Genomic DNA, 26,405 nt, shown 5'->3' on the forward strand with positions numbered 1-26,405 from the left:
AAATTTCAATTGTAATACGTGGCTGAAATCACCTTTTTGGACATTCCGATTAATTTGTCATAATTGTATCCCTTTTCATCTTCGACTCCTAAATAAATGCTTAAATCCTAAGTTTTTTTATAGCAAGAAATCGATCCAATAATTGATCTGTTGCTTGTTCTAACTCTTCATAATCACCATTTTCTTTGGACAAACGACGAATGGGCGTACTATCAAGATCAAGCAAGCTGACTGGTTGGAGTTGATCATCTTGATACTTTAAAGTAATTTCTGGATGGATGACTTTGTCTCCACAAGGTCCTGCGATTAAATAAGCCAACTGGTAGCCCGTTTCAATTTTACGAATCCGGTAATACCCATCGGATAATTCTTCTAAGCCATCAAAGCTCATTTTGACTTCATACCATTTTTGTTGGTTCATTCAGCGATTCCTTTCTTGATAATAATTTTTCCAACTGCACCATGTTCAGCTAAGTTATTATGTCCTTTGATCACACTGCTTAATTTAAAGGGAAGTACTTCAGCGATTGCTATTTGAATTTGATCAGCGATTTGAGTAAATGAAAGCAAAGCTTCTTGGTCTGAATACTCTTTTGATGGACTATAAGCTATATACTGCCCTTCTTTGGTTTTCTCTTCTGGTAATTCATTCAGAGCGATGAAATTTCCACCTTTTTTCATGGCATGCATGCCACTTTGATTTCCATGGCCGCCTCTGGTTGCATCGATCACGGTATCTGCACGATCAGCAAATAATTTTCCAATGTCCTCTTGATCATACGCACCGAATGCATCTGCGCCAAGTTTTAGCACTAGTTCTTTATTTCGCATTGAGGCAGAGGCCAAGACTGTTTTACCTCTTTTTTTTAGTAACTGAACAAGCAAAGAACCGACTGCCCCAGATGCGCCTTGGACCAGCACTGTATTTCCGATTTGATCAGCTAAAACATGTGTGACTAAATTATAAGCAGTTAGCCACGGCGTAACTGATCCTGCGGCTGCTTCCCAAGACATCGTGACAGGTTTTTTTACTACCTTTTTTGTCGGTACAACGATTTCTTCACCATAGGTACCGCCAACAGCGTGTAGCAGGACTTCATCACCAATTGCAAAAGGAGAGTCATCACCTTTTATTTCAGTAACGATCCCGGCAGCATCATTGCCTAAGACATAAGGAAATTTTAATTTCCGAAAGGCTTGCATATCACCTTTTCGCAAAGCAATATCATACGGATTGATCGCAAAGGCTTTGATTGCAACTCTGATATGTGTCTCATCGATTACTCTTGGTTGAGCCTCGATCTCGATCAAGACCTCCTCAGCTCTTCCGTAGTCTTTCATCGCAAAACGTTTCATTTTCTACCACCCTTTCTTTGATTCAGCTACTTGAATTCATTTCATTAGCTCCATTGTAGTAGTAATATCTAGTGAATTCCAATAATATGAAAAAGATGTACGAAATTCTTTCGCACATCTTTTTCTACTATTATTAATATTAATCTAATTCTACTTTTCCTGTATACAATTGATAATACATTCCACGTTCCGCTAATAGACTATCATGATCGCCGCGCTCAATGATTCGGCCATGATCCATCACCATGATCACATCTGAATTTTGGATCGTAGATAAGCGATGAGCGATTACGAAGACTGTCCGACCTTCCATCAAACGATCCATTCCTGATTGAACGATACTTTCTGTTCGGGTATCGATACTTGATGTCGCTTCATCTAAAATCATTACTGGAGGATCGGCAATCGCTGCTCGCGCGATCGCCAATAATTGCCGCTGACCTTGCGATAAACCATCGCCATCACCTGTAATGACCGTCTCGTATTTTTCAGGTAAATGATTGATAAACGTTTCAGCATTTGACAACTGCGCCGCTTGATAAACTTCTTCATCAGAAGCATCTAATTTTCCATAACGGATATTTTCTTTAATTGTTCCAGTAAATAGATGAGTATCTTGTAAAACGATACCTAGCGAAGAACGTAAAGAACTCTTTTTGATTTTCTTTACATTGACGCCGTCATAACGGATTTTACCTTCTTGGATGTCATAAAATCGATTGATCAAATTAGTGATCGTCGTTTTACCAGCACCAGTCGCTCCTACAAATGCAACTTTTTGACCAGGTTCTGCGTAAAGATTGATATCATGTAGGACTACATGGTCATCGTTATAACCAAAGTTCACATCTTCAAACCGAACATCTCCAGTTAAACGAACATAAGAAATACTTCCATCATCATGAGGATGTTTCCATGCCCAAATACCTGTGCGTTCTGTAGATTCTGTTAATTCCCCATTTTTTTCAGTAACGTTGACTAACGTCACATAGCCGTCGTCTACTTCTGGTTCTTCATCTAATAATTGAAAAATTCGTTCTGCTCCAGCTAAAGCCATGATCACAAAATTGATTTGTTGCGAAATCTGACTAATTGGACCATTCAATGAGCGGCTCAACTGTAAAAATGAAGCGATCATTCCGACAGTCAACGCCGACACACCATATACCGCAAATAACCCGCCGACGATCGCCACTAGAACATATTGGATATTCAATAAATTCATCATGATCGGCATCAACATATTGGCTGTCGCATTGGCCTTCGTGGCACTTTCTTGCAGCTGTTCATTGATTACATCGAATTCTTTCATGGCTGTTTCTTCATGGTTAAAAATTTTCACAACTTTTTGTCCATGCATCATTTCTTCAACATAACCATTTACTTTACCTAATGAACGCTGTTGCGCACCAAAATATTTCCCGCTTCGATTTGTGATCACTCGTAAAATGACAAACATCAATGAAATCGATACAATCACAAAACACGCCAAAGGAATACTCAAAGAAAACATCGCAATAAAAACTGAGATGAACGTAACAAAGGCCATCATCAAATTTGGGATACTTTGAGAAATCATTTGTCTCAATGTATCTGTATCATTTGTAAAATGGCTCATGATGTCTCCGGCAGAGCGTGAATCAAAATAACGCAACGGTAATGTCTCTAAGTGTTCAAACATTTGGTCGCGGATTTTTTTCTGAGTCCCTTCAGAAACTTTGACCATGATCAAATTATAAGAAAGGGTCCCTATGATACCGACAAGATAAATCAATGCCATCGTTAAAATAGCCTTCAGTAAGCCTGAAAAATTAGGATTACTTTGCCCGATCAATGGAGTGATATAGTCATCGATAACTACTTGCAAGAATAATGACCCGCGAACGTTAGCAAATGCACTTAGTAAAATCATGATACATACAATAAGTAATTGCAACTTATTCTCTTTCGCCATGATGACTAATAAGCGTTTCATCGTTTGGATAGGATTGGCTTTGGTGGATTCATTTTTATTCATCATGGTGATCACCGAATCCTTTCTGTTGAGAATCAAAAACTTCTTGATAAATCACATTATTCATCAGCAATTCATCGTGAGTCCCGATACCGTTGATTTTTCCATCATCCAATACGATGATTCGATCAGAATCTTGGATCGAACTGATTCGCTGTGAAATGATAAAAGTCGTCGTTCCCGGAATCTCTTTCGCCAAACCGGAACGTATCGCCTGATCCGTTTTAGTATCCACAGCACTTGTAGAATCATCTAGGATCAAAATCTTTGGTTTTTTCAACAATGCTCGGGCAATCGTTAAACGCTGCTTCTGCCCCCCTGAAACATTATTGCCTCCTTCTGAGATCATTGTTTCGTATTTAGCAGGAAACTCTTGGATAAAAGGATCTGCTTGTGCGATTTTCGCAGCATGGATCACTTCTTCGTTCGTTGCATCGGCATCGCCCCAGCGTAAATTTTCCGCGATCGTCCCACTAAACAAGACATTGTTTTGTAAAACCATCCCCACTTGATCGCGTAGCGCTTCTAAAGAATAGCGTCGAACATCATGTCCCCCAACTTTGATTTCACCATGTGTCACATCATATAAACGTGGAATCAGCTGGACCAGACTAGATTTCGAACTACCTGTACCGCCAACGATTCCGATCACTTCACCAGATTTGATGGATAAATCAACATTTTCTAAAACCAATTTATCCATATCGTCTTTGTAACTGAAACATACATTTTTAAATTCAACCGCTCCATTTGGAACTTCAGTCAATGGATCTTCGCCATCTTTTAGATCACTTTCTTCATTTAACACTTCAGAGATTCTTCGAGCAGATGTTCGCGCGATCATCAGTTGGACAAACGTCATCGATAGCATCATCAAACTCATTAAAATCTGCATCGTATAATTAAACATACTGACTAATTCACCTGTTGATAAAGCACTTTCTGTCACGATCAGCTTCGCACCTAACCACGACAACAAAAGCATACAAACATAGACGGCTATCTGTAACAGTGGCATATTAAAGGCAACAATTCTTTGTGCTTTCGTAAAGTTATCAAAAACTCTTTGTGATACTTGTCTGAATTTTTCTTCTTCATGCTCTTCACGGACATACGATTTTACCACTCGAATCCCTTGTAAATTTTCTTGGACTACATTGTTCAAACGGTCGTAGGTACGAAAGACTTTTTCAAATAGTGGAAAAGCAAAACGGATAATCGTTCCCAATCCGATGATCATGATCGGAACGATCACCAAGTAGATCATAGAAAGCTCACGGCTGATATTAAACGTCATAATCAAAGAAAAAATCAAAATCAATGGCGATCTAACTAAAATACGGATTACCATTTGATAAGCATTTTGAACATTGGTCACATCCGTTGTCAAACGTGTGATCAAACTGGCACTTGAAAAACGATCAATATTTGAAAACGAGAAGCCTTGAATCTGGGTAAATAATTTATGCCGCAAATTTTTTGCAAAACCAGCTGAGGCCACTGCGGCTGTCCGTCCGCCTAACGTTCCCATTGCTAAAGCAAAAATAGCACATAAGAAAAGCAAGCCACCGTAACGTAAAATCGTATCACTATCGCTTTTTTCAATTCCTTGATCAATCAATCCAGCCATGATCAATGGCATGATCACATCCATCAGTACTTCCCCCATCGTATACAATGGAGTTTGAAGGCTTTGTTTTTTGTATTCGCCAACATTTGTCAACAATTTTTTTAACATTCGTTCACGTCCTTCCACGCCTAAAATAACTTTGAAAAAAAAAACAATACTTTAAACAAGTAAAAATAATTGCTACCTATTCAGTATAGAGATTTTTAGTCTAAAATTCTAATATATTTACCCTTTTTTTATTAAAAATCCCCGACTTTATTACTTCATTTTTTTATTATTCCCCACAAAAAAGAAGGCCAAATAGCCTTCTAATGAATTTCTTTAACAACTGCACCGATGGCGGAAAGATCCACTTCTGTTATGAAATCATCAATGATTTTTAAATTGCTGTATGGATATTTTTTAATTGGAAAATTCGTTACCACTAAGTCATATTTTTTAAAGCTTTCATCATAATGGAATTCTAAAGCGGAACCTTCGTAGATTTTGATCATTACACGATAATAGAAACGGCTTTGAATCAACTCAGCAATCATTTTAGCGTGGCTCTTGCCTGAATCACTAACAACTAAAATTTTAACTTTAGATGAACGAATATCTAACGATAGTGCCAAGCCTTCCCATTCTTTGAATAAGATAGCCAATACAGCAAAGTGAAATTGACTGAACCAAGGATCGCCGGTCGTCCGTTCTAACTGCAATAACAATTGATGGACGTGTTTTGTAAAATGTGGAAATTGCGATTGTGCATTCCTAGAAAAATAGGCTGCAGAATCAAAAAGGATCGTTCGCGAGTAGGGATACGACTGATATTTGGTTTTGATCCGTAATAGCCGTTTAACCATGTACTGTTTTTTTTCTGGAGTCAGCGAAACATCGTAAATATGCTCTAGTTCGTCGATAAATCTTTCTAAAGCTGCGGCTGTCTCCAGACAATCTTTATCTAAGACCCCATTCACACAACTGCATAATAAACTATTCGCTATTTCATCCTGCCAATGCTCCGTCACACAATAATTTGTCGCATGGACGATGCGATCTGCAAATGGACGTAACCTCAAAATTTTTTCCATCGTTCTCTGATTAGCCGATAGATTATCAGTAGCTTTAGAATAAAAACCTTGAGATGTGCGAACGATCGTTACTGCCAACAAGTAGCTATTTTCCAATAACTCACGATCGTTGCAAGCTAACTCAAAAGATAGATTCATTTTTCTAATGAATGCGATAACATTTTCTCGTTCTACGTCGAAGGGCCATTCATTGATTCCATATTTTTCTAAAAACAGTTGGACATAAAAATCTCTAACCCAACATTCATTTTCTGCAGTAATATAAAATGGACGTCGATTTAAAATCAAACCTTTTTCTGCTAAAACGGTATCTATCTGCTTTATCATCCGATAAAAAGTTGCTTCACTGATATATAATTCGTTCAACCAGTACTCAATCTCTTCATTCGGCTGAAAAAAAAGTCGTTCTAAAAATAGGAAGGCCTCGGATTCTTCCATTAAATTTCTAGCCAGTTGTCGCGTCTTATTATGCAGTGCCTCATTCAAACGCAACCCGTTCATTCGGGAATATTCTACGCCGACATGTTCTCCCCAATAATCATTGATCGCTTCTACATCAGATAAAACTGTCTTAGTTGAACAATCTAATAATTCTGCAATCATTTCAGGGTTTTGCCACCCCAATAAATCCCGTAATACGCCAATAATCGCTAGACGCCTTTGGGTCGTATTCTTAAGCAATCGCCGCAAAAAAAAACCTCCTAACGCAACAATTAATCCTTTAATATCATTAATTAGTTTTTTGATTATAATAATATTTTATCATTATATCCCAAAATAACCACACCTAAACGTAAAAATATCACATTTTATTTAATATTTTTTGCAATTAATATCGTAGTAACATTTTTAATTATTTTAATTGATTATTTATGTATTCAAAATATGATGGGCATAACAAAAAAAGCCTAAGATGAATAAATCATCCTAAGCTTCAATTACAATAATCTATTATGATACCCAAATATTTTTTATAATGATAAATCAATTTTTTTGATTTTATGTAAGACTGGGTGTGACTTCCGATACCGTTTCGATCCCAACACTGATACGCAATGCCGCATCGACTTCCGCCATCAAACAAGGCTCTAAATGACAAACTTTTTCCTTCAAACGGGATTTATCAATCGTGCGGATTTGCTCTAATAAAATGACTGAATCTCGCTCGATTCCTGTTCCGTTCGATGGGATCCCAATATGTGTTGGTAATTTAGGCTTTGCCATTTTTGCCGTGATCGCAGCAACAATGATCGTTGGACTAAAATGATTACCTAAATTATTTTGGATAACCAACACTGGGCGTATGCCGCCTTGTTCGGAGCCGATCACGGGCGATAAATCTGCAAAATAGATATCACCACGTTTTACCATAATTCTCCTCCCAAAATTTTAAGATCATCCGATCTATTCTTGATAAATTCTTGGAACACGTTCAGAAAGAATACAACAAATCTCATAATGGATCGTTCCTAAATGATCAGCAACGTCTTGCATCGTGATTTCTTTGTCTTTATTTTTCCCAATCAAGGTTACTTTGGTACCAACTTTAACTTCTTTAGGCAAACGAATCATTAATTGGTCCATACATACTCGCCCAATAATTTCACAAAATTCGCCATCTACTAGTAACGAAAAACCTTGCATCTTGCGAATCCAGCCATCAGCGTAGCCGATAGGTACTGTACCGACCCACTCTGCTTCCGACGTATCGTAGGTTTTTCCGTAGCCGACACCTTCATTAGCTGCTAATTTCTTTACTTGGATCAATTCAGAAACTAATTCCATTGCAGGCTGTAAGTTATAAGGTTCAGGCAACTCATGCCCCGATGGATTCAATCCATACATTCCAACACCGTACCGAATCATATTTCCAGGCATTTCTTGATCATGCCATAATGCCGTAGCACTATTACTTGAGTGTACGTAACGCGGCAAATGATCTAAAACCGCAAGAACTGCTTGAAATCGTGAAGCTTGTTTTTGCCAATAAGAAAAATCTACTTCATCTGCTGTAGAAAAGTGGGTAAATAGTCCCTCCCAAACCATATTAGGAGAAGCTTCAACGATTTCTGCTGCTTCCTTCACTTCTTCAGGGGTCACAAATCCGATACGACCCATTCCAGTATCTGCTTTGATATGGATTTTGATTGGTTCAGTCATTTCGGTTAAATCCTTTAAAACCTTTTGTGCTTCGATCAGCCAATCTTTTGTCGCCACAGTGATCGACAAATCATAATCCACTACCAAAGAGAGATAGCTTGGAAATACCACACTCAAGACTAAAATCGGTTCGATAATTCCAGCTTCTCTTAATTCAATCGCTTCATCTAAAGTCGCCACGCAAAAACCAGTTGCTCCAGCTGTCAATGCTGTTTGCGCAGTAGCAACAGCTCCGTGCCCATAACCATCCGCTTTTACAACTGCAAATAATTCTACATCTTTTGGTAAACGATCGACTTCATTTTTGATATTTTCTCTTAATGCTTTCCTATGTATAATGGCTCTCGTTGGTCGATGATAAGTTACAACCATAAACTAAGTATCCTTCTTTCTATTCTTCCAAAACTACTTGGGCAATTGCCAGTTCATCTGTATGCGTCAAACTAACAAATACATTCCCTTGATGTGGTGATTTTGTAAAGGTCGGCGCACCGCTCTTATCACGTAAAATTTCTAGATCTTGAAAACTAACTTTTCCGATCCCCGTACCCCAAGCTTTAGAAAATGCTTCTTTGCATGCGTATCGCCCTGCTAAAAATTCTACCTGACGATGGGAAGAATGGCTAGCAAAAAGGGTCTGTTCTGCCGGAGTTAAGATTCTTTCAACAAAATGCGGGCGACGCTCAATAATTTTTGCCACTCTTTCAAGTTCTGTTGCATCGATTCCGATTCCTTTGATCATTACTCCAACCCTTTCATATATCTTCTTTATTTTACCAAAGACTTTTTCAAATACCACGTTTTTCTCTAAAGAAACATTACTATTTTTTCAAAATAGCTATTTCAAATTAAATTTTTTAGTATTTTTGGTGATATAAAATACTAAAAAGCTGGAACAAAAGTTTTTTCTACTTTTGTTCCAGCTTTTTAAATTTTTAGTCGTTTGAATTTGAACGAATGACAAATCCACGTTTTTTATCGTTGTTACGATTTGTGTTTGTATTTTTATTGTTGCCGTTACTACGTGATTTGTTGCCACCGTAATTTTTGTTTTTATTGTTGTCGCTGTTACGATCACGGTCTTTACGGTAATTATCTTTACCACGTCCGCCGCGATTGTTGCCCCCACCATTACGTTTGTTTCCGCCACGATTTCCACCGCGGTTGAATCCACCTTTTTTATTTGAAGGCAATGGACGTTCTGGAGTGATTTTAACTGGAACTGAATCCGCTGGGTCTTTAGCAACTGTCTTCAATAACAATGCTGCTAATTCTTCAGCAGAATAAGTAGCGGTTAATTCTTGAGCAGTTTCACTATATTTTTCTAGGCTAGCAGAATTTTCTTCCATTTGGCTTTGGATTTGCTCCATCGCTGCACCTAATTGACCTTTGAATGCTTCTTTTTCGGTTGGTGGTTGTAATGGATTCATACGTTTTTTAGTTAAGTTTTCGATTACATGTAAGTAACCCATTTCGTTTGGTGTCACGAAAGTTACAGACATACCGCCTTTACCAGCACGACCTGTACGACCGATACGGTGAACATAGCTTTCTGGATCTTGTGGAATATCATAGTTGTATACATGCGTTACGCCTGAGATATCTAAACCACGGGCAGCAACGTCAGTCGCAACTAAAATATCAAGATTACCAGCTTTAAATGAGCGTAAAACACTCATCCGTTTTTGTTGTGATAAATCACCATGGATTCCTTCAGCTTTGTAGCCACGAGCTTCTAATCCACGAGCTAATTCATCCACACGACGTTTTGTACGTCCAAATACGATAGCTAAATCTGGTGTTTGAACATCGAATAAACGTGTCATGATATCGAATTTTTCAAAATCTTTTGCCCGAACATAGTATTGATCGATTAAATCAGCAGTCATTTCTTTCGCTTTGATTTTCACGTGTTCAGGTTGGTTCATAAATTTAACGCCGATTTTTTTGATTGCATCTGGCATTGTTGCTGAGAACAACAATGTTTGGCGTTCTGCAGGGACTTTACTGATGATTTTTTCGATATCTTCTAAGAAGCCCATGTTTAGCATTTCGTCTGCTTCATCTAAAACTAATGTTTCAACTGTTTCTAGTTTTAATGTGTGACGGTTGATATGATCCAACATACGTCCTGGTGTACCCACAACGATATGTGGACGATCTTTCAAGCCACGAATTTGGCGACCGATATCAGCCCCACCGTAAACAGCTTGAACACGAACTTTTTTATCTCGACCTAAACGATATAATTCTTCTTGTGTTTGGATTGCAAGTTCACGTGTTGGTGAAATAACCAAACCTTGTAAAGTATTTTTAGATGTATCAATTTTGTCTAACATTGGTAGACCAAAGGCTGCTGTTTTACCAGTACCTGTTTGTGCTTGTCCAATAACGTCTTTTCCTGCTAATGCTAAAGGAATAGTTTGTCCTTGGATCGGTGTTGCTTCTTCAAAACCTGCGCGTTCAACCGCGATCAATAGTTCTGGTGATAATTTTAATTCATTGAATTTCAAATGATATCCTCCTAATGTATGTTGACCTTATCATTTAGAGCGTATGGTTAGTTATCTGCGTTTGGGCTGCAACGTCCCTTTAGTTGCCACCTTTGGCGATAGGTACCGAAAAACCGCTCCGCGAAGTCAGGCGGAAGGATCATCTCTCACAAAAAGTGGCTGCGACATCGTTCATTTGAATAATGTCCCAACCGCTCCTTAGAAATAATTGGTAAGCCAGTAGACTTATCCACTAGCGAATCTTTAATTTATTGGATGACTCATCAATCATTACTTCATTTCTCGGCAATGGCTCATTCTAGCACACCATTTTATTTTCTGCAAGTTTTCACTATTGTTGTAAAGCTTCCACTAGTGTAAACAAGCCCATTCCATTACTACCTTTTAATACAATACTATCTTCAGCTTGTAGGCTTTCCTTTACAGCTTCAACCAATTGCGCCTTTTCATCTTTAGCAAAATAATGAACCTTAAGATTTTGATAACGATCAGCTAATGCAATTTTTAAAGCTTTCATTTCTTCTCCATACAAGAATATTTCTTGAAAATCTTGTTCACTGATATGATTGATCATGTTGGCATGTAGTGCCGATGACTCTTCACCTAATTCTAACATATCTGCTAAAACAGCAACTCGGCGTCCCTCTGTAGGAAGTTTGGCAAAAGTATCTAAAACTAATGCCATCGCTGTTGGATTCGCATTGTACACATCACTTAAGATATCCGCGCCATTTTTAGCTTTTAACCACTGTGTTCGGTTTTGAGTAACTTGAACATACGCTAATCCTTGGAAAATCTCTTCATTATCTAGACCATACCAACGTCCGATTGCTAATGCGATCAAAGCATTTTGAACATTGTAGCTTCCTGGTAATGGGATTTGATAACCGCTATCATCTACAGAAAAAACAGTTGCTCCTTTATTTTCATTTAAGATCGTAGCTGAGATATCCCCTTGTTGGATACCAAAAGTTTCAATCGTTTGTGACAATGAACGGATACGATCTGCTAAAAGAGGTTCATCTGCAGGAATGACCAATAAACCATCGGGTGCTAAACCGGTAGTAATTTCCATTTTAGCGTCGGCAATTTTTTCTCGCGATCCTAGATTTTCAATATGTGCTTCACCAATGATCGTGATAGCTGCAACATCTGGTTCTGCTAATTCAGATAATACACTGATTTCATTTGCGTGATCCATACCCATTTCAAGAATCAATTTTTCGGTTCCTTCTGGCATGTGCAGAATCGTATAAGGCAACCCGATATCATTATTATAATTTCCTTGCGTTTTATACGTCCGATACTTCTGGCTAAGAACAGATTCTGTCATGTCTTTTGTCGTCGTCTTCCCATTAGAACCAGTAATAGCGATCACATCTGGATGTTCTTCTAATAAATAATAACTTGCTAATGCTTGGAAAGCTGCAAGTGTATCATTCACTAAAATAACTGCAATCCCTTCTGGCGCAGTCGCTGGATCGTTGCTCCATAATGTTGCAGCCGCTCCGTTTTCAATTGCTTTTGACACAAAATCATGACCATCATTTTGTCCTTTTAACGGAACAAATAAATCGCCGTTTGAAATTTTGCGTGTATCGAATTCGACACCAGTAACGGTCACCTCATTTTCCGTCAATACTTCACCTTGAACGGCTTTGCTGATGATTGTCGTTGTAAAATTCATGGTGTTCCTCCCATATTAATTGTCTCTAGCTACAGGACTAGTCGATTGTGTTAAAAATCTTCTATTAGGAAAAAAGGAGTGTGACATTTTTTGTCACACTCACATTTCAAATCCTGCTTGTGATATAACGTGGCTTACTTATTCAAATGCAATGCAGCTTTCATTTCGAAACGTTTCTTTCCTAATTGAATCAATTCTTCAATCAAATCACCATATTTCAATCCCATGTTTTCCCATAATAATGGATACATACTGAACTCAGTAAAACCGGGCATTGTATTTAGCTCATTTAAGAATAATTCATTCTTATTCGTTAAGAAGAAATCGCAACGGCTAAGTCCAGAACCGCCTAACATCGTGTAGGCTAACTTAGCATATTCACGTGCTTTATTCATCACTTCTTCCGGAACATCCGCTGGAATTGCCATTTGAATTTTATTGTCGATATATTTTGCATTGTAATCATAAAAAGCGACTTCTTTTACCACTTCACCTGGTAATGTCGTACGTACATCATCGTTACCTAAAACAGCGACTTCGATTTCGCGAGCATCGATTCCTTGTTCAACCAAAGCGCGAGAATCATAAAGATAGGCTTCTTGCAGGGCTTTTTGTAATTCTTCGCGATTTTCGGCACGCGAGATCCCTACACTTGAACCCATGTTAGCAGGCTTGATGAACATTGGATACAACAACATACCTTCGCATTTATCAAAGACTTGTTTTGGATTTTCTTTCCATTGATTCTTTAAGACAGGCACATAGGGTACTTGGGGAATACCGCCTGCTTGTAAAATATACTTTGTCATGATTTTATCCATTGCACATGCACTAGTCATTACACCAGTACCTACATACGGCATATCCAATGTTTCTAAGAAACCTTGGATCGTTCCATCTTCACCATTCGGTCCGTGTAAAACTGGGAAGACGATCGCGTTGTCTTCTTTGATTTCGCCAGCTCCGATGACTCGACCGCTGAATCCTTCTACAACATTGCCCGTTGGATCCCATGTTAAGCGCAACACTTCATCTGTCTCTGGTGCTTCCGTTAATAATGGGCCTTTGACCCATTGACCGGTCTTATCAATATAAACAAGTTGGACTTGATAATAATCAAAATAAACCGCAGAAATTACTGAAAAAGCCGATAGAATCGCTACATCATGCTCTGGACTCTTTCCACCATAAAGTAAAATAATTTTCAACTGAATGTCCTCCATTACTTTCTGATCTTTCATATTTTAGCATAAAAACTAGAATCTCCAAAAAAAAGTTTTACAAGTATTACGAAGCTTATCATTTATGTTACAACAAATCGCTTGAAATCAAGTCTTCTAGGACTTTCTTAAAATGAGTACGATCTTCATTTGTAAAAGGTCTTGGTCCTTTTGTACGTTGTTTCGCTTGCCGCATTTTACTACCAATAAATCGTTGGGTCAATAAAGAATCAATGTTCATCGCTGTATATTCCATACCTGATTGATGCATGACGTGTGCTGCTTTCACTAATGTCAAAGAAGCTAACCCGTAATCTTGTGTAACTAATATGTCTTCTGGTTTGATCACCGAAACGATTTTAAAATCGGCAGAATCAGCTCCGCGATCAACATAGATAAAATCTACGAATTCAGGGTACTCTTTTGTCGAATAATGATCAATACTTGTTACGATCACTACAGGTAATGAAAATTTCTTAGCAACCTCGATCGTCGTTTCTTTTACTGGTGAACCATCGCCATCAATGATTAAACGCATCTTTGCCCATCCTTCCTACAATATAAATTCCTGCTAATAATAGGACAATCGTTGCAAATTTAACAAGATCCATCGTCCCAAAAATTGCCTGAGTATGCAGGTTTTTTAGTAGAAAAAGATCTCGTATCGGCAATTCCTTCTCCCATAATGTCGCGCCTAATAAAAACATCAAAATAAACTGATGGGTGATGCTGCCCTTATTTGAAGTAGAATATTTTGCCGTAATCCGTTGCTGTTCAGGAATACTATCGGTTTGATAATATAGGCGATTCAACCAAGAACTGGTACTTTTTTGGAAAAATGTCAAAACAAAAATAGCAAGTGGAAAGATACTTCGAATACTTAACAGCAATAGACCGACCATCAACCCAAATAACTGAAAAATAAGTGGATTTTTCGCTTTTTTTCTTAATTTACCTGCAACCAATAAGGCGCTGAATGTCGCTAGAACATACGGTAAAAACAAGTATAACCCTTGAGCAGCACTTCCTTTATAAACTGCGATATAAAATGCCCCGAAAAGAAAAATAAAATTTCCGATCATTCCATTTAAAAATGTCAGAGCATTTTGCCATAACGGTAATTTCCAGCGGTCTTTAACCTGATGAATCACTACGATGGCTAAAATAAAGATACTTGCAAACAAAATGATTGAACCATCTACTAATTTTTCGTTGAATAGCAAACGCCCACTACGTAATAAAAATAAAGCACTGAAAAATAAAACGAACCAAATCAATTCTGGGATCGAAAAAACATGTTTAGGTAATTCTTTAAAATCCATTTCATAATGTGGGTAATGCTTTACAGTATGATAGGCACATATGTAATACAAAGTAATCATACTTGGTACAACGACCATTTGAACCGGTAAACTTGCAGTCAATCCAAAACCTAAAGGGGCTAAAACGACCAAAGCGTAAAGATATCCTTTACTAGTCATCGAGCGAAATCCCTGAGTCTGCTCATAAAAATTGACACTAGTATTTGCAGCTGGCAACCAGGCCGCACTCAGCCCTAATAATATGCTGCCAAACAAATAACTAGAAAAATAAATCGTTCCTAGTAATGTCAAAAATGCGCCAAATCCTCCGATTAAAAGCGCCACCATTAACAGCGTATACTGATCGATAGAACGATGCAACCCACGAATCAAAAAGATTCCTGTTACACGAAAAGTATAGAATAAAACAAAAGGCATCGCTGTCATAGCAATACTAGAATGAATTAAATGGATAAATAGTAAATACGGAACGATCACTAAGGTATTCGCTAAAACAAAGGGTGTAGTCTGAGTAAAACGCCGAAAAAAATTCTTGATGGTTTCCATTGAAACGATCCTTTCGTCAATAAGAGATTAAAGTTATCGCTTGGCGAAACTCTTCTATTAAATGCTCTTTTTTATAGGCAGCAAAAGCTATTTGGTTTTTATTCAGTATACTCCGCATTTTAGTTGGAATAAATACCTCTGCCAATTGATTTTTTAAAATGAAATCGCGAGTGATCCGCCACTCGTAGTAATAACCTAATGGACGACAACTATAGATCGTTTGATTGATGACTTGATCAGAAAAGCGTCGATGCGTATGACCAAAAACCACTTGCTGGATATTATCATAACGATCCAATAATTCACCTAATGCTTTGGAACCTAGAAAGGCATTCAATTTATTCCAAATTTGATATTTCCCGCTTAAATGAACGATAAATTCTGCTTTAGGAACAAAATGAGTGGCTAGAATCACTTGATAATTTTTTTGAGCCAAATCATCCAATACTAATTTTAATTCCTTCAGAATTGCTTGATCAACGGTTTGATCATCTGAAAAACGATCAATGATCCGATCAAACCAATAAATATTTTTAGTCGAACGAATTTTTTTAGGATCAGTTAATTCAGAAAAACCATAATCGTACCAACCATTGAAACCTAATAAGACCGTTTGATCGGTCAAGGGTAGATAGCGTAAGTTGAGAAAATGACTATCGGGATAATGTTCGATCATCTGTTCACCTTGAATATTCCCCATCTCATGATTGCCTAAATTAAAAGTCGTCGGAAGGCCTTGATGACGGAAAAAATGGTTCACTGCCAAAGTATGAGCGATTTTATTTGCGGTATCACCAGCAAAATGCAACCGTGTCACCTTGTTTTCTTGCAATAAATCAAACAATAATGCCAGCTCTTCATCGCCAAAATGATTGATATCTGCATGTAGGTCTGTAATGATGGCTAATGTCCCCATTTTAATGCCTCCTTCTTCTTTGTTTACTTTACACAAAACGAACAGATATTGCGAATCAAATGCAAAGAAAACGACGGTGCTTTTTTTAGCTTGTGCTATACTTAACTAAAAGTAGTATCTTAAGGAGGATACCTATGGTTACGTATCGCAATTTGCAAACCGATCTATTGCAAGCGCTTGATCAGCATGTCGATATTTTAAAAGAAGTCGAAGATATTGAGTCAGCAGAATTACCCGGTTTTTTATTTATGATGCGCAGTTTAGGATTTATGTTAGACCGAGCAGCATTAGTCTTAGCCAGTAAAGATGATGATGAGATGTATTACATGATGTTTGAATACTATCTGTTGTTGAATGAGTTAAAACTAAATCTAGCCATGAACTTTTCTTACGCTACCTTGCAAGGAGCGCCCTTGATCGAGACGATCAATCGCTTTCCCACTACCTATGAAAAAGAAATGAAACATTGGTGGGAGGCGCGGACTGGTTTAGTAGTTGAAGAAACCAAACAAACGATCCAACTAGAAGAAATCTAATCTTCTAGAACACAAAAAGAGGTTGAACCAAAAGTTTAAAACTTTTGGTTCAACCTCTTTTTTAATGTGTTAGTTCGGGATATAAGAAATGAAGGACGTCCATCGTCAAGCGTCGGCTCTTGCCAGCATATGGATAGATATGCATATGCATCGCTGGATTGAAGTTAGCTTCAATGATGCCGTAATCTTCATGATTTTCATAAGGTTTGTCTTTATCTGGAATAATCAAATCAATCCCACTGATATTAGCACCCAGTGCCGCAACAGCATCAATGGCAATTTTTTTATAACTTTCATCTACTTCATCAGTAATATCGATGGAATCACCGCCGGTAGAAACATTCGAATTTTCACGTAAGAAAACTTGACAGCCTTGTTCAGGAATACTATCGATTTGAAGGCCTTGTTCTTTTAACATCAATTGTTCTAGTGCGCCTAGTTGGATCACTTCCAATGGTGAACGATGATGTGTTCCCCGTAATGGATCTGCATTTTTTTCAGCTACCAGTTGGCTGATCGTTCGCTCGCCATCTCCTACAACATTGGCTGGGATTCGTAACAAAACAGCCTTGACCTGACTATCGATCACGAAGAAACGGTATTCTGTTCCTGGCATGAATTCTTCAATGATCACTGCATCATCTTCTGCAAATGCAATCGCTAGACCGGCATTGAAATCTTCGATCGATGTTTCATTTTTAAAAATCGTGATTCCAAGACCATAATTGGTTGATTTTGGTTTTATCACAAAAGCTTTCTTAGCAAACCGTAAATAAGCTTTTTTCGCTTCTTCGATCGAGCCAAAAGTCTCTCCTGCTGGGACACGGAAACCAGCACGAGCTAAAATTGTTTTAGTCACTGTTTTGTTCGCCATCAATAACGGTGCGATGTAGGTATCTTTACTCGTCATATTAGCATTTTTTACTAATTCTTGATGAGTACCATGTTGTAATTTAACAAATTGATCTTGACGATCCAATACTTCCGCTTCGATCCCCATTTGGATCGCGTCGAATAAAAGATTTTGTGTCGATAATTCCATTTCTTGGAAACCGGCTAATTGGTAGGGATGTGCCCAAGCTTGGTCATAAAATTTGCGACCCCATTCAGTAGCAACCACCGCTTGACCTTCCTTTTCATCTAAGACAAAAATTCGAGCAGCTAAGGTTTCTGCTGGATGATCCAACCAGTTTTGATACGTACGTACCAATTCAGAGCCTTCTAAGGATAATTCTTTGATCATTTGCAACATTTCTGCAAAAATTTGTTGGCCTTCTTCATAAAATGCTGTTGGTTTCGTTGGATGTTCTAATGATACTGCATCACTGATCCGGTTACCCTCGGCTACCCAATCATCTGCTGGTAATTTTTCATCTGTCCAAAGTAGATACAGCATGAATAAATGAATGAATTTGATTTCATCGGCATCGATACCCACTCGATCAAAAGGATTCAAATCGATATTTCTTAATTCAACATAACGGATACCCGTGTGGAAAAGATCGGCAACTTTTTTCCCACCGCGCATTCGAATCGGTGCATAGAATTCTTTTTCTTCTGATAAACGTCCTCGAGCTACATTTTCAGCCAAATCTTGGCTATAACGAGTCAATGATTCGTAAGAAACTTGGACATCCGGTTTATTGACATAACCATACTGACTAGTACGGATACTGCGAACAGGTTCGTTCGGACGATCTTCGCTATCAAAATAACGGGCCTCGCTTAGTGGACTCGCACCAAATAAATACGTGATCAACCAACGATAACGTAAAAAGTTGCGAGCGATTTTCATATATAAATGCGTCTTGAAGTCCTCTAAAGACGTTTCTTGTGTTTGAACTAAAAATAGCTGTTCAACTAGATCCAACCCATATTCAAAGTTGAAATGGATCCCACTGACCATTTGTTTTCTTTTGCCATATTCGCGTGCCAAATAACGACGATATAAAACATCGGCGTGATGCTCTAATTTGGCGATGTGAATGTCTTCTTCTTTTTCTGGCAGTGCTGGCGGCATTGAAAAGGGCCACATCATTTCATCTTTAGGTAAGCTACGTTGCGCTACATCATGGATAGCTTCTAGATAAGCCAGTACTTCCTCCACTGATTCAGTAACGGGCGTGATCAACTCTAATTGTGTTTCAGAAAAATCTGTTTGGATATATGGATGAAAATTACGATTACCTACCGTTGAAGGGTGGTTCGATTTCGCCAATTCACCATCTAGAGTGACACGTTGGCTTTCTTTTTCGATCCCGTATCTTGCTTGCAGCAAGAATGGTCTAACTGTTTCTTGCTCCATCATATTTTTTATGTTCATTTGTTTGTATCCCCCTTCCCAGCTACATTATATAGAAGATTATACATAAACAGAACGGAAATGCTTAAAAAAAAGATTGTTCACAATATAAAATATACATGAGAGAACGATCGTAGTTTTATTTAAACAAAAAAACAATTCTTTCTAAGGAACGGTCAACCAAAGAAAGAACTGTTTTATTAGCTACATCTGACTATTTAGTGATGATGACATCTGTTGCTTTAATATCTGAACCAAAGAATGGTTTCAATGTTTGATCATAGGCTTCTTCAAAGAAATCAGCTTTTTTCAACTTCTTCAAATCTTTATTGACCCATTTTAATAATGATTTATTGCCTTTTTTGATCCCAGGATTGATCGTTGAAACCTCCCCGATCTCCTTGATCCCAACTTCATAATCAGGATTTTCTTTGACCCACGCATACAAATACGTATTATCATCGGCAAGTGCAGCTGCACGACCATCTGTCAAAGCTTGGAATTGTTGGCTTTTTGATTCATATTTTTCTAAATTGATGTCTGGATATTTCTTCGCAAAATATGTTTCAGCGGTTGTTCCTTTAGTGACGATCAATTTTTTATCATTTAATTGTGATGCTTTTGTGATAGCTTTATCTTTTGGTGATACGACCCCGATCCCAACTTTCATATAAGGCGAAGCAAAATCAACAACTTTTTCACGTTCAGGTGTTTTGGTAAAGTTCGCCAAAACGATATCGACTTTATTTGATTTTAATGCATCGACCCGTTCTTCCGCATTCACCACTACAAATTCAATTTTAGATTCATCACCTAAAAGATCTTTAGCTAAACGTTTTGCTAAGTAAATATCGTATCCTTGATTTTTCCCATCTTTATCCAGATAGCCATAAGGCGATAGATCTCCAAAGACTGCGACTTTCAATTTTCCGCGCTTTTTGATGGCTTCGACTGACGATGGATTTTTTGCGGCTTCTGCCGTTTGAGGATGGCTCGTGAAAGTAACCACTCCGATCGCTAAAATTGCGGTGATGACTGCCCATATTTTTTTCATTTTTTCTTCCTCTTTCTTGTTTATAAATTTGAGAAGTCTAAACTTCTTAAAAACACTGCTGCGCGTTCCGTTTCTGGTTGTTCAAAAAAGGCCTTCGTCGGTCCTTGTTCTAAAATCTTTCCCTCCGCCATAAAAATAATTCGATCGCTGACTTGTTTCGCAAAGGCCATTTCGTGGGTAACGATCACTAACGTTTTATTGGTTTTAGCTAATTCTAAAATCACTTCCAAGACTTCACGAACATTTTCTGGATCCAACGAAGCAGTTACTTCATCAAATAGGATCAGCTCCGGATTCATACACAAACTACGAACGATCGCGACCCGTTGTTTTTGCCCACCCGACAATTGACGGGGATAGGCATGTGCTCGATCCTTTAGTCCGACTCTTTCTAACCAATTCAACGCTTGTTCTTGAACTTCTTCGGTTGCTCTTTTTTGGACTTTTATCGGTCCGATCATTATGTTTTCTAAAACTGTTTTATTAGGGAAAAGATCATAGCTTTGAAAGACCATCCCGATCTTTGTCCGCATTTTCTGCCAACTTTTATCAGTTAACGGAAGTTTCTCACCTTTAAAGAACAACTCTCCTGATGTGATCGTCTCTAGTCCATTCAAGCAACGTAACAATGTACTTTTCCCACTGCCTGAAGGGCCTAAAATTGCGACGACTTCACCTTTTTCAATCTTCAGATCCAAGGGAGCCAAGACTTGTTTCGTACCGAAATATTTATTGAGTTGCTTGATTTCCATGATTGCTTCAGCCATTCACTTGCCTTCTTTCTACATAAGCCGCTAGTTTACTTAAGGGATAACACAGCGCAAAATACAAGAAAAATATCAAACCGTAGACCCATAAACTAGCTGTAGGTACTTTTACCGTATAATTTTCAATAATTTGCGTACCGACTCGAATCATTTCTGTGACCCCGATCATCATCAACAAACTAGTGGTCTTGATGACCCGGGTCACGAGGTTGATAACACCTGGTATAACGGGGATCACTCCTTGAGGAAGTAAAATATAATAATATTGTTGCCATGAATTGAAACCTAAAGATTTCCCGATTTCAATTTGCTGTACTGGAACATTCTCGATACCGCTGCGAACTAAATCACTCATTTCAGCTGAGATCCATAAGATAAAGACACTGATCGAAACGACTTGATTGGAGACCTCACTATTCAGTAATTCCGGTACGATATAGTAAAAGACAAATAATAAAACCAGTAATGGGACGACCCGGAAAATCTCCAAATAAATTTTTAGAACCACTCGAATGACTTTGAATGATGTCGTTCGTAAAATACCCAGTACTACACCTAAGATCAACCCTAAAATCAATGAAATCACCGATAGTTTAACTACCACCAGCAGTCCTTGAAATAAACGGATCAAATTGTTGCCGTCAAAAAAAATATCAAAGCCCGACATGGTGCTGCCTCCTCTCTAGCAGGTAGATCACTAGAACCATCGGTAAAATAATCACACTATAACTAAGGACTAGCATCAATAAAAATTCTTTGGTCAAATAATACATCCCGATCAAATCTTTCGTGACATTGGTCAGATCCATGATCGAAATGGCACTAAACACAGAAGTTTCCTTCATCAAAAAAATCGCATTCGCTCCTAGACCTGGGATCGCGACTTTCAAGCCTTGGGGCAAGATGACCGCTTGAGCCAACTGCCAATTGTTAAATCCGATCGAACGTCCAGATTCGATCTGTACTTTTGGGACCGACTCGAAACTTCCACGGAACGATTCAGCCATATATGCTGCGCCTAAAAAAGTCAATCCAATGATCGCTGCAGTATTTTTCCCCAACGGCAAACCTAGCTTAGGCAGACCGTAGTACAGAAAAAATAGTTGGATCAATAAAGGGGTATTACGCGACAATTCGATATAGCCTTGTAAGATCGGCTTTAAAATAGGAATCGAAAAAAAAACGATCAATGCGATCAAAAAACCTAGAACAAAAGATAAGACGATTCCGATTCCTCCTAGACTTACTGTTACTTTCAACGCCTCAAGATACTGAGGTATACTATCTTTCATCCCCTGAAAATCCACCTGACAATTCCTCTTTTCAATTGATTTAAAAAAACATTTATTTTATGATTCTCGTTTTTCCACCCCACTACTTTTAGAAAATTAAAACAAAAAAGGACTTGAAGAATTTTCAAGTCCTTTGGCTCAACCTCAAAATAAACTATTTAAGGATATGCCAAGGAACATGATGAGCATATACACATCATGTTTTTTGGCATCATTTTGTTGCTCAAAATATTCTGTCTCATCACGTTCACCTCTCATTATTTTCTCATCTTTTGTTTAAAGAAACTATACCAGTTTTTTTGCGAGTTAGATAATTGAAAAATTTGATTGGTAGCGATTGATTTTTTTTATGGATAAACGATCGTAGATCCTAAAGAACAGGCTCTGTTTGAAGTCTCATAGTCTGCTAAAAAACATTTGATCTCATTGACGAAAGCCAGCTGGATCTGACTTTTCGCTCGTGATTTGTTAAAAATAGCGATCAACTCATGTTGCGCCGAGTGGGCTAATGGCCGTAATTCGATTTGTTCTTTGGCAAAACTTGTCACGATACCCAGACCTGAAGCATAGGCATTCGAAGCACTCAATAAATTAAGTAATGTCCCGCGATCGTTAGTATGCAAGACGGTTTGTTGACTGGGGATCGTTAACGGGTCTTCATCTAAATGAGCCAAGCCATGATTTTCTTGGGAAAAACGAACTTGTGGATACGACTGTAATTCTTGGATAGTGATCGTTTCTTTTTTCGTTAAGGGATGATGTTTGCCTAAAAATATTTGCGTTGGAAAATGACCTAAAACTTCCCAAGATAGATTTTCTTGCGCAAAATACCGTTGGAATATTTTACGACTAGCTGGACTTAGATACAGAATACCTACTTCACTTTCAAAATTTCGGACACTTTCTAAAATGCGCTGAGTGGTTGTTTCGATCAAATGAAACTGTTGGTATTGATCATCATAATCTTCCATTATCTTGAGAAAGGGCTGATACAAAAAATCATAATGCTGAGCTGTGACTGTAAAACTTTTTTTACCCGATTCTTGGTAATGCTGTTCTAATTCATGGACTTGAGCTAAGATACGTCGCGCATAAACAACAAAATCACTACCTGCTTCCGTTAATTTTGCTCCTGCCTTTGAACGTTCAAATAAGCGGACATTTAATTCTTTTTCAATTTCTTTGACAGATATGGATAAGCTTGACTGGGTAACGAACAGCTCTTTAGCAGCTTGACTAAAACTCCCAACCTCAGCGATCGTTACGACATACCGGTATTGTTGCAGGTTCATTTGCTTCCCTCACTTCTTTATAAAAAAGGATTTGATCAACTCAAATCCCTTTTTATTTCCTATTTTTCACTTGCTTCAAACAACCTAGCTTAACTGATCAATCTTCTAGCATCAATCAAAGACTCTCAAGGCGCGGATCAAGTCATTGGCTAAATCTTCACTATCTTCGATCCCAACAGATAAGCGTAATAAGTCTGGCGTTAAGCCATACGACTCTCGCAACTCTTGAGGGATATCTGCATGGGTTTGTGTTGTTGGATAAGTGATCAAACTTTCCACCCCACCTAAGCTTTCAGCAAAAGTAATCAATTTCAATTCTGCTAAAAATTCTTTGATTTTAGCGGCGTCTTTTACATAAAAACTGATCATCCCTCCGATTCCTGGATAAAGAACTTTTTTCAACTGGGGTTGATCATTTAAAATCTCAGCAATTCTTTGTGCATTCCGTTCTTGCTGCTCAAAACGTAATTTGAATGTTTTTAAACTTCGAATAAACAGCCAACAATCGAGACTGCCTAAAGTTGGTCCTGTTGTATTTGCCAACCAAGCAAGCCGTTCACCGATCTCAGGATCTTTTGCTACAACAACACCGGCTAAAATATCATTGTGACCGGTCAAAAATTTGGTCCCTGAATGTACAACAATGTCTGCTCCTAAAATTAGCGGTTGTTGACGTAGCGGTGTCGAAAAAGTATTGTCCACAATCAACAATGTTTCTTGTGCTTGGGTCAACTGAGCGACTTTTTTGATCGAGACTTCTTGCATCAATGGGTTAGTAGGTGTTTCTAAGAAGACTGCTGTAATTTCCGGTGTCAATTGGGCTGTTAAACTTTCAAAATCATCAAAATAATGAAATGTTGCGATAGCTAATTTTTGTAATTCTTCAAAATAACGGTAACTGCCACCATACAGATCCCGAGAAACTAAAAATTCACTACCTGAAGGAAAAGAACTAAATACTAATTGAATCGCACTCATCCCTGAACTCGTTACAATCCCACGACTACCGAATTCGAGTTCCGCCAATGCTTGCTCCAAAATATCCCGAGTTGGATTTTTAGTTCGCGTATAATCATACCCTGTACTTTCGCCTAATTCAGGATGTGAATAAGTTGTGGATAAATAGATTGGCGCTGCAACGGCTCCAGTTTGTTTATCTGAACGATTGCCGATTTGAGCTAATTTAGTGGCTGTTTTATAAGACATTTATTGTTTCCTCCTTGAATAATTGTTGATTCACTGCGATTAATCTGTCGATTGCTAAATCAATTGTTGCTGGATGCGTCCCTAAATTGATACGAATAAATCCTTTCGTTTCTGGTGAAAACCATTCTCCAAAATCAATTGCCAGTCCGGCTTTTTCTTGAATATATTCTTTGACCTGATCTTCTGAAATCCATTCACGCAAATCCAGCCATAATAGGTAACTTCCTTGTAAATCTGCCACACCGATTTCAGGTATTGCTTCTGCCAATCGTTGCTTAACGGTTTGGTAATTCGTCTCGACTACTTGCAAAAAGCCGGCGAGCCATTCATCTCCTGTTTGATAAGCTGTCAATGCGGCTAATTGTCCTAATGAACTATATTCGGTTTGTCGATGGGCTTTGCACCAACATCGATAGTGTTGATGTGTGCGTTCCCCAGGTAGCCAGATATGTGCGTTCAATAAAGTCGCTAGATTGAACGTTTTTGAAGGCGCATTGCAGACAATAACTTCTTCTAAAATATCTAACTCTTGTGCTACCGTAACTGCGGATACAAAGTGATGGTCTGACAAAATCAAATCCGAATGAATCTCGTCAGCAATCACACGTACGTGATACTGATGACATAATTTCAAGACTGCCGTCAATTCCTCTTTGGTCCAAACACGCCCCACTGGATTATGAGGAGAACATAAAATGAACAATTTCACTTCATTAGCTTTCAATAGCTGTTCAAAGTTTTCCAGATCCATTTGATACCCCTCGGCAGTTGCTTTCAATGGAGAACATATTAGTTCTCGATTTTGATCTTTGATTGCATTAAAAAAAGGATAGTAGACCGGCGTTTGAATCAATATCTGATCCCTTTCCTGAGTAAAACAAGCAATCAAATCATACAACGCTTGAACAACACCGGTCGTAAACTCTAGCCATTCTGCTTGAAAAGCCGTTTGTTCATGGCGTGCTTGCCAGCCAGCATAAGCTGAAAAATAGGTTTCCGGAACAATCGAATACCCGAATATTCCATGAGCAATCCGTTCACTTAATGCTTGCTGAACAGTTTGCGGTACTGAAAATTCTGTATCTGCTACCCACAATGGCAGTAAGGTATCGTCTTGATACCTTTCCTTTAACGCATCCCACTTTAGCGAATTGGTTTGCTTACGTGATTGATAATGTGCTTGAATAAATGTCTCTATATCCACTCGACTCACTCCTTTAATCTTAAAAACAAAAAAAGTCCCTTTGTCTTCACTAGACAAAGGGACGAAATCATTCGTGTTACCACCCAAATTTATATCTTTCTCACAAAAGATACCTCGACAGTTCCTATTGAAACTCGGTGATATAACGGTCACGACCGTCTAACAAGCGTTAACCTGTCAGATACTCCGAGTTCATCTTCATTGAATTTTCTTGGTCCTCATTCTCACCATCCGAGGTCGCTGTAACTAGAAGCATCAATTACTCTTCTCTTCATTGTTTAGATATAATTTAATGATATTGTAATCCTTTTATTA

General features: G+C 38.2%; 23 protein-coding genes and 1 other annotated feature. Of the genes, 1 reads left to right on the forward strand and 22 read right to left on the reverse strand.

Annotated elements, in window-relative coordinates:
• Window positions 1-100: 100 nt before the first annotated feature.
• The 14 genes from ACKTSC_RS01950 to ACKTSC_RS02015 form a co-directional block, all read right to left on the reverse strand.
• Window positions 101-421 carry a hypothetical protein gene (locus ACKTSC_RS01950; RefSeq protein ID WP_332580413.1) on the reverse strand — a complete coding sequence of 107 codons (321 nt, stop codon included), beginning with the start codon at window positions 419-421 and terminating at the stop codon, window positions 101-103.
• Window positions 418-1,356 carry an NADP-dependent oxidoreductase gene (locus tag ACKTSC_RS01955; protein ID WP_407856695.1) on the reverse strand — a complete coding sequence of 313 codons (939 nt, stop codon included), beginning with the start codon at window positions 1,354-1,356 and terminating at the stop codon, window positions 418-420. Before ACKTSC_RS01955 ends, ACKTSC_RS01950 begins: the two co-directional genes overlap by 4 nt.
• A 139-nt stretch (window positions 1,357-1,495) precedes the next feature.
• Window positions 1,496-3,373 (reverse strand): ABC transporter ATP-binding protein, encoded by a 1,878-nt coding sequence (locus ACKTSC_RS01960; protein ID WP_407856775.1) that lies wholly within the window; start codon window positions 3,371-3,373, stop codon window positions 1,496-1,498.
• The gene (locus ACKTSC_RS01965) at window positions 3,366-5,108 is read right to left on the reverse strand and encodes an ABC transporter ATP-binding protein (protein ID WP_407856696.1); all 1,743 of its coding nucleotides are present in this window, start codon (window positions 5,106-5,108) and stop codon (window positions 3,366-3,368) included. Before ACKTSC_RS01965 ends, ACKTSC_RS01960 begins: the two co-directional genes overlap by 8 nt.
• Before the next feature lie 200 nt (window positions 5,109-5,308).
• On the reverse strand, window positions 5,309-6,763 hold the full coding sequence (locus ACKTSC_RS01970) for an AcpB/EbpR/MafR family transcriptional regulator (protein ID WP_407856697.1): 1,455 nt from the start codon (window positions 6,761-6,763) through the stop codon (window positions 5,309-5,311).
• 309 nt (window positions 6,764-7,072) lie between these two features.
• The gene (locus ACKTSC_RS01975) at window positions 7,073-7,444 is read right to left on the reverse strand and encodes a type II toxin-antitoxin system PemK/MazF family toxin (RefSeq protein WP_332580418.1); all 372 of its coding nucleotides are present in this window, start codon (window positions 7,442-7,444) and stop codon (window positions 7,073-7,075) included.
• Window positions 7,445-7,477: 33 nt separating this feature from the next.
• The gene (alr, locus tag ACKTSC_RS01980) at window positions 7,478-8,605 is read right to left on the reverse strand and encodes an alanine racemase (RefSeq protein WP_407856698.1); all 1,128 of its coding nucleotides are present in this window, start codon (window positions 8,603-8,605) and stop codon (window positions 7,478-7,480) included.
• A 19-nt stretch (window positions 8,606-8,624) separates the two neighbouring features.
• Complete coding sequence (gene acpS / locus ACKTSC_RS01985; RefSeq protein ID WP_332580420.1) at window positions 8,625-8,975, reverse strand: holo-ACP synthase; 351 nt, start codon at window positions 8,973-8,975, stop codon at window positions 8,625-8,627.
• A 193-nt stretch (window positions 8,976-9,168) separates the two neighbouring features.
• Window positions 9,169-10,746, reverse strand: a complete 1,578-nt coding sequence (gene cshA / locus ACKTSC_RS01990) for a degradosome RNA helicase CshA (RefSeq protein WP_407856699.1) — start codon at window positions 10,744-10,746, stop codon at window positions 9,169-9,171.
• Between the two features lie 331 nt (window positions 10,747-11,077).
• Entirely contained in the window at window positions 11,078-12,433 is a 1,356-nt protein-coding gene (locus ACKTSC_RS01995; protein ID WP_407856700.1) for a UDP-N-acetylmuramoyl-tripeptide--D-alanyl-D-alanine ligase, read from the reverse strand.
• 134 nt (window positions 12,434-12,567) lie between these two features.
• On the reverse strand, window positions 12,568-13,641 hold the full coding sequence (locus ACKTSC_RS02000; protein ID WP_407856701.1) for a D-alanine--D-alanine ligase: 1,074 nt from the start codon (window positions 13,639-13,641) through the stop codon (window positions 12,568-12,570).
• A 100-nt stretch (window positions 13,642-13,741) separates the two neighbouring features.
• A complete protein-coding gene (locus ACKTSC_RS02005) occupies window positions 13,742-14,191 on the reverse strand; it encodes a YaiI/YqxD family protein (RefSeq protein ID WP_332580424.1) in 450 nt (149 codons plus the stop codon).
• Entirely contained in the window at window positions 14,175-15,521 is a 1,347-nt protein-coding gene (locus tag ACKTSC_RS02010) for a hypothetical protein (protein WP_407856702.1), read from the reverse strand. The genes ACKTSC_RS02005 and ACKTSC_RS02010 overlap by 17 nt, the downstream gene beginning before the upstream one ends.
• Window positions 15,522-15,537: 16 nt before the next feature.
• Window positions 15,538-16,437, reverse strand: coding sequence for a metallophosphoesterase (locus ACKTSC_RS02015; RefSeq protein WP_407856703.1), 900 nt, complete (start codon window positions 16,435-16,437; stop codon window positions 15,538-15,540).
• Between the two features lie 134 nt (window positions 16,438-16,571).
• Here ACKTSC_RS02015 and ACKTSC_RS02020 point away from each other — a divergent pair, with 134 nt between their 5' ends.
• Window positions 16,572-16,973: a hypothetical protein gene (locus ACKTSC_RS02020; protein WP_407855057.1), complete on the forward strand. Its 402-nt coding sequence runs from the start codon at window positions 16,572-16,574 to the stop codon at window positions 16,971-16,973.
• Window positions 16,974-17,034: 61 nt separating this feature from the next.
• Here ACKTSC_RS02020 and gshAB read toward each other — a convergent pair whose 3' ends face one another.
• The 8 genes from gshAB to ACKTSC_RS02060 form a co-directional block, all read right to left on the reverse strand.
• Window positions 17,035-19,296: a bifunctional glutamate--cysteine ligase GshA/glutathione synthetase GshB gene (gene gshAB / locus ACKTSC_RS02025; protein WP_407856704.1), complete on the reverse strand. Its 2,262-nt coding sequence runs from the start codon at window positions 19,294-19,296 to the stop codon at window positions 17,035-17,037.
• A 193-nt stretch (window positions 19,297-19,489) separates the two neighbouring features.
• Window positions 19,490-20,329: a transporter substrate-binding domain-containing protein gene (locus ACKTSC_RS02030; RefSeq protein ID WP_332580429.1), complete on the reverse strand. Its 840-nt coding sequence runs from the start codon at window positions 20,327-20,329 to the stop codon at window positions 19,490-19,492.
• 20 nt (window positions 20,330-20,349) lie between these two features.
• Complete coding sequence (locus ACKTSC_RS02035) at window positions 20,350-21,096, reverse strand: amino acid ABC transporter ATP-binding protein (protein WP_407856705.1); 747 nt, start codon at window positions 21,094-21,096, stop codon at window positions 20,350-20,352.
• Window positions 21,089-21,763: an amino acid ABC transporter permease gene (locus ACKTSC_RS02040; protein ID WP_407856706.1), complete on the reverse strand. Its 675-nt coding sequence runs from the start codon at window positions 21,761-21,763 to the stop codon at window positions 21,089-21,091. The genes ACKTSC_RS02035 and ACKTSC_RS02040 overlap by 8 nt, the downstream gene beginning before the upstream one ends.
• Entirely contained in the window at window positions 21,750-22,388 is a 639-nt protein-coding gene (locus tag ACKTSC_RS02045) for an amino acid ABC transporter permease (RefSeq protein ID WP_407856707.1), read from the reverse strand. Before ACKTSC_RS02045 ends, ACKTSC_RS02040 begins: the two co-directional genes overlap by 14 nt.
• Before the next feature lie 347 nt (window positions 22,389-22,735).
• Window positions 22,736-23,680, reverse strand: a complete 945-nt coding sequence (locus ACKTSC_RS02050) for a LysR family transcriptional regulator (RefSeq protein ID WP_407855062.1) — start codon at window positions 23,678-23,680, stop codon at window positions 22,736-22,738.
• Window positions 23,681-23,791: 111 nt separating this feature from the next.
• Window positions 23,792-24,886 (reverse strand): aminotransferase class I/II-fold pyridoxal phosphate-dependent enzyme, encoded by a 1,095-nt coding sequence (locus ACKTSC_RS02055; RefSeq protein ID WP_407856708.1) that lies wholly within the window; start codon window positions 24,884-24,886, stop codon window positions 23,792-23,794.
• Window positions 24,876-26,090 (reverse strand): MalY/PatB family protein, encoded by a 1,215-nt coding sequence (locus ACKTSC_RS02060; protein ID WP_407856709.1) that lies wholly within the window; start codon window positions 26,088-26,090, stop codon window positions 24,876-24,878. The genes ACKTSC_RS02055 and ACKTSC_RS02060 overlap by 11 nt, the downstream gene beginning before the upstream one ends.
• Before the next feature lie 54 nt (window positions 26,091-26,144).
• Window positions 26,145-26,374, reverse strand: a binding site (T-box leader).
• Between the last annotated feature and the right edge of the window lie 31 nt (window positions 26,375-26,405).

Source organism: Enterococcus hailinensis (assembly GCF_045862035.1).
Taxonomy (GTDB): Bacteria; Bacillota; Bacilli; order Lactobacillales; family Enterococcaceae; genus Enterococcus_A; species Enterococcus_A hailinensis.